Origin of the sequence: Mesorhizobium sp. (assembly GCF_004962925.1) — a bacterium.
Taxonomy (GTDB): domain Bacteria; phylum Pseudomonadota; class Alphaproteobacteria; order Rhizobiales; family Rhizobiaceae; genus Mesorhizobium.
Genome location: NZ_SUEO01000066.1, coordinates 9,130 through 17,745 on the forward strand (window position 1 = coordinate 9,130; position 8,616 = coordinate 17,745).

Genomic DNA, 8,616 nt, shown 5'->3' on the forward strand with positions numbered 1-8,616 from the left:
CTTCGCCGATTTCGGCGACGGCGTGCTGGCAACGCCGCGGCTCGATTGCGGCCTGCTGCCTGGCGTGTTGCGTGGCGAATTGCTGGATGAAGGTCGTGCCCGCGAAGCAATCTACACCTTGGATGATCTGAAGTCGGCCAAGGCGCTGTTCGTCGGCAATTCACTGCGCGGATTGATCCCGGCACGACTGGGCTGAAACGCAACCCGAATTCACGGCGAGAATGACCGCCGCCGCATAGGACGCCCCTCAAAAAAACATGAGTTTTCGCCAGACCCCGCCGCCCCACACACCCTATGACGGTTCATCAAAACTCTTCACCATCGGGCTAAAGCCGCTCGACCCCGATAGATGGATCGAGATCGACCGGCGTCTGCTGACCTATCTCGCCGAGAAACGACGGCTCTATGCGGAAATTCCCGACAGGGTCTTCGTCGAGGAGGAGGGCACGCGCGAGGCTCAGCGCGAGGTGCTCGATCTGCTTGGTGCGCATCTTGTGGCGAAATTTCCTGAAGTCTACCAGCGCTCCGGGACAGGGCTCGAGGTGATCGGTACTCCGAGCAATTTTCATGGTGACGGCATTGCCGGCGGCTTCAGCAATGCGCCGCTCGTCGCAGCTTCGCTGCTTGTCCAGGAAGACCTGATTCTGATGCGCCGGGACGAAAGCGGCTGGCGTCTGGTCGCCGGTTCGCTGTGCTTTCCCTCGTCATGGTCGCTGATCGAAAAATTCGGCAGGCCGCTGCAGGAAATCCATGCACCGGTGCCGGGCTTTGGTCCAGGCACACGCCCGGCCGATCTCATCAACCGCATGTTCGACGGTCTCCAGGGCCAGGCCGTCGAGCGCTACAATTGGTCAATCCAATCGGGCGACGTGCTCCACCATCCGCTTTCCGACCTCGAGCGCATCGACCGCACCACCAACCGTCCATCGATATTCCCGGGTGACGACATCGACGCCCAGGCCTTCATTCGCGTCGAGCGACAGACGCTCAGGAAGCTTCCCGTGTCGCGCGACATCCTGTTCACCATCCGGATCCATCTCGACCCGCTCATTGTGCTGGCGCGCCACCCCGACCGGGCAATGCTCGCCGCATCTTTCGCCGACCAACTGCTGGCGCTGGACGAAGCCCAGCTCGACTACAAGGGTATGACGGCAGACCGTGACCGGCTAATCGCTCGGCTCAAGGCGCTGGCGCTGCCCTAGATCGCGGCCAGGCCTAGCAGCAGGATCGCGGACATCGCGGTAAAGACCGTGACGTTGACATCCCATCGCCAGCCCGCCGGTCCGAACGGCGGTCGAAATGGCAGATAGCCGTTCTCGTCGTAGAGCACGCCGCCATAGATCGGTCGTGAGAGCATGGCTACGAAGAAGGCTCCATACATGGCGACGCCCAATCCCCCGGCGAGATAGAGCCGCTCGGCTTCGAGTGCTCCTCCAATCCAGATAAGCCCCAGCGCAATCAGCGCGACTCCGGTGTAGCTCAGCACCTGCCAAACGACGTGAAACCGGGCGTGCGGGGTCCACAGCGGATTGGTGGCGTGTGTGGCATTCAAGTCGGCTTTGATTGTCGCCACACCGTAGCCCACGGTCGCGACACTAAGGAGAATTCGGGCAAGCAGATGACTGTCGTAGGCAAGTTCCATCGCACTTTCCTCCTTCATAGCGAAATCGATGACGGCACTTCAGCAATTTGGCGTCTGAAGTGCTTCAACGAGGAACCAGCAGTATGTCGGCCGCAGGCCGATGCCGCACTTTGCTGGACGGCAGCGCGGCGGCGTCACGCCATTGCAACGGATTGAATGGCGCCCTGAGCACAGAAGAGCTGCCCGTCGGCCAGGCGCGCATAATTATGGACGATCCCGTTCTCATGATCCTGCAACTGCACGATGAAGTTGCCGCTCTGCTCCGTCCAGCTCATGAGCACGAGGTTCGGGCGTACGCTGGTCATGTCGATCTTGACCACCTCGTCAATTTCGACAGCTCCGATCGACGCCTGCACATGCAATTCCTCCGGCGAGAAAAACGTCAACCGAGGTACGAACGGACCGAAAACACAGTCGAAAGTCTTACCGATAAGCGAGGCTGGAAAAATATTGGTTTCTGCCATGACTCCCTCCACTGGCTTGGCCTTTGTGACCAGGCTATTTGCAATTTACTGGTGCTTAAGTTGCAAAAAATGCCATATATACCAATTTGGAGCGCTCCAAGAAAAACGATCCGCCTTTTCCGCTTTCGAGTCAACAAAATTCTTGGAGCGCTCCAAATTATGGTCTAACTGAAGAAACGAGTGAACCGCCAATGCCAACCCTAGCTGATGTCGGCAAGGCTGCCGGAGTTTCCCGGGGAACTGTTTCCAATGTCTTCAACCGGCCAGAGCTGGTCAGGCCTGAATTGCGCGAGCGCGTCGAAGCGGCCGCGCGAACGCTCGGGTTTGGTGGCCCCGACCCGAAAGGACGTTTGCTGCGGGACGGCAAGTTCAATGCCATCGGCTTCATGCCGCCTGGCGCCTATGCCATCGCCGAGGTGATGAGAAGCCCCTATGGCCGCGAGCTGGTGCTGGGCGTTTCGCTTGCCTGCGACGAGGCCGGAACGACGCTCAGCCTTGTGAACGGCACCGACAACACGCGCTTCGCCAGCATCCGCGAGGCCCTCGTTGACGGCTTCATCCTTGGTCACAGCGCGGACATCGGTCTCATAACATCGGCACAACGACGGCGCCTGCCCTTCGTCATTCTCGAAAGCGATGCAGGTCCCGACATCAATTCGATAAAGATCGACGGCAGAAGTGGCGCGGTTGCTGCCGTCCGGCATCTGACTGGGCTGGGGCACCGGCATTTTGGCATCTTATCCATACGGAGAACTCCGGGCCCTCCGATCGTTCACATGCCCGGACAGGCAAAGCGCCCGCTTCTGGCCGGCTTCCCGCTCGACGACGAAAGGCTCGAAGGTTTCAAACAGGGTTTGGCAGAGGCGAATTTGTCGATCGACGATGTCCCGATCATCGAGACGACGCCGGGCGATCCGTCTGCTGGAGCGGTGGTGTTCGACAATGTGCCGGAAGCCACCGCAATCCTGACCATGTCGGACTGGCAAGCGATCACAATACTCGACGAGGCGGTTCGGCGCGGCATAGAGGTGCCGGGCCACGTATCGGTCATTGGCTTCGATGGCACTGCCGAATCCGCACGCACCACGCCTCCGCTGACGACTATTGCGCAAGACGTGATCGGAAAAGGCAGGCTCGCCGCCCGCATGGTTCTTGACAATGAACCGCCCCGCCAAGTCGTTCTGCCCGTGGAACTGGTGGTTCGGGCGTCCACAGCCGCGCCGAGGGCAAAAATCCGCTGAACGGGCGCGCGCGTTGCTGGCGTGGTGTGCACGCCGCGGTTACTCAGCCACCGGCGAGACTGAAGCCTATCCTTGGCGACATTCGCTTTTGGTCATCCAAGCGTGACGATCTGTATTTCGCCGTGCTGTGCAAGCGGCTTTGAACGTATGGGCGGATCGAACGGAAGTTACCGCATTTGTGCACACAGCGAATGGAGCCAGATCCCGAAGGGACGCGTCCGTGCCAAGCACGGAGCCTTTGAAAGGCCGGCAAGCCTAATCCGTTCTTGGTGGCGCTTCGACCGCCCAATCGGGGTCCGCGCCGAAGGGATGGTCGATAAAGAAGGCCCAAGTACCATCCGGCAGCTTCCGGTGCACCTCCATGCCGTGATGATGCACTTCAATCGGCTCGCCATTTTGATCCACTCCTTTAATCAGCCATTGCGATCGCGTCATCGCGAAGTCGCCGGCAATCGTAGTGTGGTGTGTGACGACATCCATATGCGGATACATGCCGACGTAGGCGGCCATGGTTTCGCGAATAGCGTCGGCGCCGCGCGCGATCGTTGTGCCGCCGTGAACCTGATCCACCTGAACGATTGATGCGGCGGGATGATACATTGCTATTGCTGCGCTCACGTCGTGCGCATTGAAGGCGCGAGCCAGCCACAGATTGCAGAGTTCTGGTGAGGGAGCACCCATGTCGATCTCCTTCCGTGGTTATGTGCTACGACCTATATTTGTTTTCATGATTTGCAAAAACACCCGGCAAGAATGAAAGCAGAGCTTGCAGTTTCCGCAAGAATGAAGCTGACAGGATTCCGAACTTGGAGGTCTGGCTGTGCTGACGCAAAGGCCGCGCTACCTTGCTACCTGGCAGATCAGGATCCCGACCTTAGGCGGGTGCGTGGACCTCTGGCGGACATGGAGGCGGCCTTGTGGTTGCTCACCCATCCGGACCTCAGGCGCGTGACCCGGATTCGTACGGTTCTCGACTTCCTGGCCAACCAGCTTGCTCAGCGCAAGACTTTGATCGAAGGACAAGAGCCAAGAGATTGAGCTTCCCGCGAGAGGGCGTTTGCAGGAGCGGGCGAAATGCCATCCCTAGTGCAGTCCGGCGTGCGAAGATGAAAGCTCCGGCCCCCGCGAACATCCGTTCGACCTCATCACGGTTGCGCCAGGCCCGGATAGGCTCCCCGCCATTGCGGCCTAACGGACGTCGGTTGCTGCGGAAGCGAGAAAAGCCGATCTTGAGCTTCGCCCATCCACGGTTTCGGCCTTAACCACGTCGCCAACGCAGCATAGCCGCGGTTGGCGCTTTTCACTGGTTTATGACAATGATCTGTGGTTGTAGCGCGTGGCGGTCGGGCAAAAAAATGCTTCGCTTTGCGTCTGTTTGCCCGGCTTTTCAGCCTATCTGAGGGAGTAATCGATAAATGGCGAATGAAAACTGGCCCGTTTACGGCGAGATCACCGGCCCTGTCGTGATGATCGGCTTCGGCTCGATCGGGCGGGGGACGCTGCCGCTGATCGAGCGCCATTTCAAGTTCGACAAGTCGCGCATGACGGTCATCGACCCACGCGATACCGACCGCAAGCTGCTCGACGAGCGCGGCATCACCTTCATGCAGGATGCGGTGACCAAGAAGAACTACAAGAAGCTGCTGACCCCGCTGCTGACCAAGGATGGCGGCCAGGGCTTTTGCGTCAACCTGTCGGTCGACACCGGCTCAGTGGATTTGATGCGGCTCTGTCGCAAGCTGGGTGTGCTTTATATCGATACCGTCGTCGAACCATGGCTCGGCTTCTATTTCGACGCCAAGGCCGACAATGCCAGCCGCACCAATTACGCGCTGCGTGAATCCATGATCGAAGAAAAGCACGCGCACCCCGGCGGGGCGACCGCAATCTCCACCTGCGGCGCCAATCCGGGCATGGTCTCGTGGTTCGTCAAACAGGCACTGGTCAACCTCGCCACCGATCTTGGCCTCGAGTTCTCGGAGCCCGCGCAGCACGATCGCGAAGGCTGGGCCAAGCTGATGAAAAAGGCCGGCGTCAAGGGTATCCACATCGCCGAGCGCGACACACAGCGCACCAAGAAGCCGAAGCCGATGGACGTGTTCTGGAACACCTGGTCGGTCGAAGGCTTCATCTCGGAAGGGCTGCAGCCGGCAGAACTCGGCTGGGGCACGCATGAGACGTGGATGCCGAAGAACGCCAAGAAGCACAAGCATGGCTCGAAGGCCGCGATCTTTCTGGAGCAGCCGGGCGCCAACACGCGTGTGCGCAGCTGGTGCCCGACGCCCGGTCCGCAATACGGCTTTCTGGTGACGCACAACGAGTCGATTTCGATCGCGGACTTCTTCACTCTGCGCGGCAAGAAGGGCAAGGTTCAATACCGCCCGACCTGTCACTACGCTTACCATCCCTGCAACGACGCCGTGCTGTCGCTGCACGAGATGTTCGGCGCCGCCGGCAAAGCGCAAGCCGTGCATCACGTGCTCGATGAAAACGAACTGGTCGACGGTGTCGACGAGCTCGGCGTGCTGCTCTACGGCCACGACAAGAACGCCTACTGGTACGGCTCGCAACTGTCGCTGGCGGAAGCGCGCAAGCTGGCGCCTTATCAAAACGCCACGGGCATGCAGGTCACGTCTGCGGTGCTGGCGGGCATGGTCTGGGCGCTGGAAAATCCCGAGGCCGGCATCGTCGAGGCCGACGAGATGGACTACAGGCGCTGCCTGGAAGTGCAGTCCCCCTATCTCGGACCGATCAAGGGCTACTACACCGATTGGACGCCGCTCGATAACCGCCCTGGTCTGTTCCCGGAAGACCTCGACAAAAACGACCCATGGCAATTCCGCAACATCCTCATTCGATAGTGCGACATCCTCGTTCGATAGCAATGTCTCACAGCCTTGCAATCGCCTGGAAATCGGGCGATTGAATGAGGGCGGCCTAGAGCGACGTGCGTGCACTTGGACGCACAAAGTACGCTCTAGCGCTTTGAAAGTACGCATCGTGCTTTCCGAAATCGGATCGATTTTCGGGGCGATGCGAGAGGAGAGGATTTTGATGATGACGATTGCGCGCAAATTGCTTTCGGCCGGCATTGTCGCGGCCGCTGCCGCCTTGGCGGCGTGCACCACCGCCGGCCCGGGCGGGCCGCCATTGGCCGCGCGGAGCCCCGTCGAAGGCTCATGGATCGATGCGCAAGGCACGGGCCTGTCGACTTTCGCCAGCGGCAGCTTCAACACCGTCGCGACCGATACCGGCCAGAAGCTTGCCGACGGCAGCTACACCATGACCGGCGGCACCTCGGTTGAGATCCATGGCACTTCGCTGATCCGCCAGACGCCGATCAGCTTCAACTGCCTGTTGATCTCCACTTCCCAGCTTAATTGCACCAGCGCGAGCGGGCAGAATTTTGTGCTGACGCGACGCACCTGAGCTCTATGCTGAACTGCTTTTGCAAAGGACGGCGGCTTGAGGCCGCCGTCCTTTTTTGCGCCGGCAAAGCTGCCCCCGATTCCGCTTGCATCGGCCGAAACCCGATGTGAACATGGGCAAAAATCTGGCTGTTATGTTCCAGTCAAGCAAGGGCGTTAAACAGGTCATCCGGGGAGACGAAGATGAAGAAGATCGCCGCCATTGCCGCCTTGTCGGCGTCCACGCTTGGCCTGTCGGCCGGCGTGTCCTTTGCCGACTACACGCTGAACATCCTGCACATCAACGACTGGCACAGCCGCATCGAAAGCAACAACAAATATGAATCGACCTGCTCGGCCGAAGAGGAGACCAAGGGCGAGTGCATCGGCGGCGCGGCGCGGCTGATCACGGCGATCGTCCAGGAGCGTAAGAAGCTGGAAGGCCAGAACGTGCTGCTGCTCAGCGCCGGCGATAATTTCCAGGGATCGCTCTTCTACATAACCTACAAGGGCAAGACCGAAGGCGAATTCCTCAACCAGATGAAATTCGACGCCATGGGAGTCGGCAATCACGAGTTCGACGACGGCGAGGCGGCGCTGGCGCCGTTCCTCGACATGATCCAGTTTCCGGTGCTTGGCGCCAATGTGGAGGCCAACGCGCAATCCAAACTCGGTGACCGTGTGAAACCGTCGGTCGTGATCGAGGTCGGCGGTCAGAAGATCGGCATCGTCGGCGCGGTCACCAACGACACGCCGGAGCTCGCTTCTCCAGGCCCTAACGTCAAGATCGAAGACGACGTCAAGTCGATCACATCAGAGGTCGAAAAACTGAAGGGAGAAGGCGTCAACAAGATCATCGCGGTCACCCATATCGGTTACAAGCGCGAGCGCGACGTCATCGCCAAGATCCCAGGTGTCGACGTGGTGGTCGGCGGCCACAGCCACTCGCTGCTGTCCAACGCCGACCCCAAGGCTGAAGGCCCCTACCCGACGATGGTCGACAATCCGGACGGCTACCAGGTGCCGGTCGTCCAGGCGGCGTCCTATTCGAAATATCTCGGCGAGTTCAAGGTCGTGTTCGACGACAACGGCGTCGTCAAGCAAGCCAGCGGCGATCCGATCTACCTCGACAAGTCGATCACGCCGGATCCCGCAGTGCTTGCCCGCATCAAGGAGCTCGGCGCACCGATCGAGGCGTTGAAGAACAAGGAGGTCGCCGAAACCACCAAGGCGATCGACGGCAGCCGTGAGAACTGCCGCACCCGCGAGTGCGAGATGGGCAATCTCGTCTCGGACGCCGTCCTCGACCGCGTCAAAGACCAGGGCGTCGAGATCGTCGTCTCGAATGGCGGCGGTCTGCGCGCCTCGATCGACCAGGGCACCGTCACCATGGGCGAAGTGCTGAACGTGCTGCCATTCCAGAACACATTGGCGACCTTCCAGATTTCCGGCAAGGATCTGGTTGCCGGGCTCGAGAACGGTCTCAGCCAGATCGAGGACGGCGCCGGACGCTTCCCGCAGGTTGCCGGCCTGAAGTATTCATTCGACAAATCGGCGGCCCCGAATGCCGGGCGCGTCAAGTCGGTTGAAGTCATGGAAGGCGGCGCATGGACCCCGATCAGTCCGGACAAGAATTACCTGGTCGCCACCAACAACTATGTGCGCCAGGGCGGCGACGGCTACAAGGTGTTCGCCGACAAGGCCAAGAACGCCTATGACTACGGTCCGGGCCTCGAACAGGTGGTCGCCGATTATCTCGGCGCGCATCGGCCCTATACGCCGAAGCTCGATGGCCGCATCACCGAGATCGCGGCGGCCGCCGCGGCGGAACCGACCAAGCCGGCCGAGGCTGCGCCCGCTCC

The 8,616-nt window shown here is 60.4% G+C and carries 9 protein-coding genes; 6 read left to right on the forward strand and 3 right to left on the reverse strand.

What is annotated here, in order from left to right:
• Together E5W87_RS15365 and E5W87_RS15370 are read left to right on the forward strand one after the other, a co-directional pair.
• On the forward strand, window positions 1-196 hold a 196-nt coding region (locus E5W87_RS15365; RefSeq protein WP_292398772.1), incomplete at its 5' end, for an aminotransferase class IV.
• A gap of 61 nt (window positions 197-257) precedes the next feature.
• Window positions 258-1,202 (forward strand): DUF3445 domain-containing protein, encoded by a 945-nt coding sequence (locus E5W87_RS15370; RefSeq protein WP_292398775.1) that lies wholly within the window; start codon window positions 258-260, stop codon window positions 1,200-1,202.
• On the opposite strand, the gene E5W87_RS15375 is transcribed toward E5W87_RS15370, so the two are convergent.
• Together E5W87_RS15375 and E5W87_RS15380 are read right to left on the reverse strand one after the other, a co-directional pair.
• Entirely contained in the window at window positions 1,199-1,642 is a 444-nt protein-coding gene (locus E5W87_RS15375; protein ID WP_292398778.1) for a hypothetical protein, read from the reverse strand. The two genes, E5W87_RS15370 and E5W87_RS15375, sit on opposite strands and share 4 nt — an antisense overlap.
• Window positions 1,643-1,776: 134 nt before the next feature.
• Window positions 1,777-2,106, reverse strand: a complete 330-nt coding sequence (locus E5W87_RS15380) for a hypothetical protein (RefSeq protein WP_292398781.1) — start codon at window positions 2,104-2,106, stop codon at window positions 1,777-1,779.
• A gap of 191 nt (window positions 2,107-2,297) precedes the next feature.
• Between E5W87_RS15380 and E5W87_RS15385 the strand changes: the two genes are divergently transcribed.
• Complete coding sequence (locus tag E5W87_RS15385) at window positions 2,298-3,347, forward strand: LacI family DNA-binding transcriptional regulator (protein ID WP_292398784.1); 1,050 nt, start codon at window positions 2,298-2,300, stop codon at window positions 3,345-3,347.
• A 255-nt stretch (window positions 3,348-3,602) separates the two neighbouring features.
• On the opposite strand, the gene E5W87_RS15390 is transcribed toward E5W87_RS15385, so the two are convergent.
• Window positions 3,603-4,028 (reverse strand): nuclear transport factor 2 family protein, encoded by a 426-nt coding sequence (locus E5W87_RS15390; RefSeq protein WP_292398786.1) that lies wholly within the window; start codon window positions 4,026-4,028, stop codon window positions 3,603-3,605.
• 734 nt (window positions 4,029-4,762) lie between these two features.
• Here E5W87_RS15390 and E5W87_RS15395 point away from each other — a divergent pair.
• From E5W87_RS15395 to E5W87_RS15405, 3 genes are all read left to right on the forward strand, one after another.
• Window positions 4,763-6,208: a homospermidine synthase gene (locus E5W87_RS15395; RefSeq protein ID WP_292398789.1), complete on the forward strand. Its 1,446-nt coding sequence runs from the start codon at window positions 4,763-4,765 to the stop codon at window positions 6,206-6,208.
• Between the two features lie 196 nt (window positions 6,209-6,404).
• Window positions 6,405-6,776 carry a hypothetical protein gene (locus E5W87_RS15400; RefSeq protein WP_292398814.1) on the forward strand — a complete coding sequence of 124 codons (372 nt, stop codon included), beginning with the start codon at window positions 6,405-6,407 and terminating at the stop codon, window positions 6,774-6,776.
• 182 nt (window positions 6,777-6,958) lie between these two features.
• On the forward strand, window positions 6,959-8,616 hold a 1,658-nt coding region (locus tag E5W87_RS15405; protein WP_292398792.1), incomplete at its 3' end, for a bifunctional UDP-sugar hydrolase/5'-nucleotidase.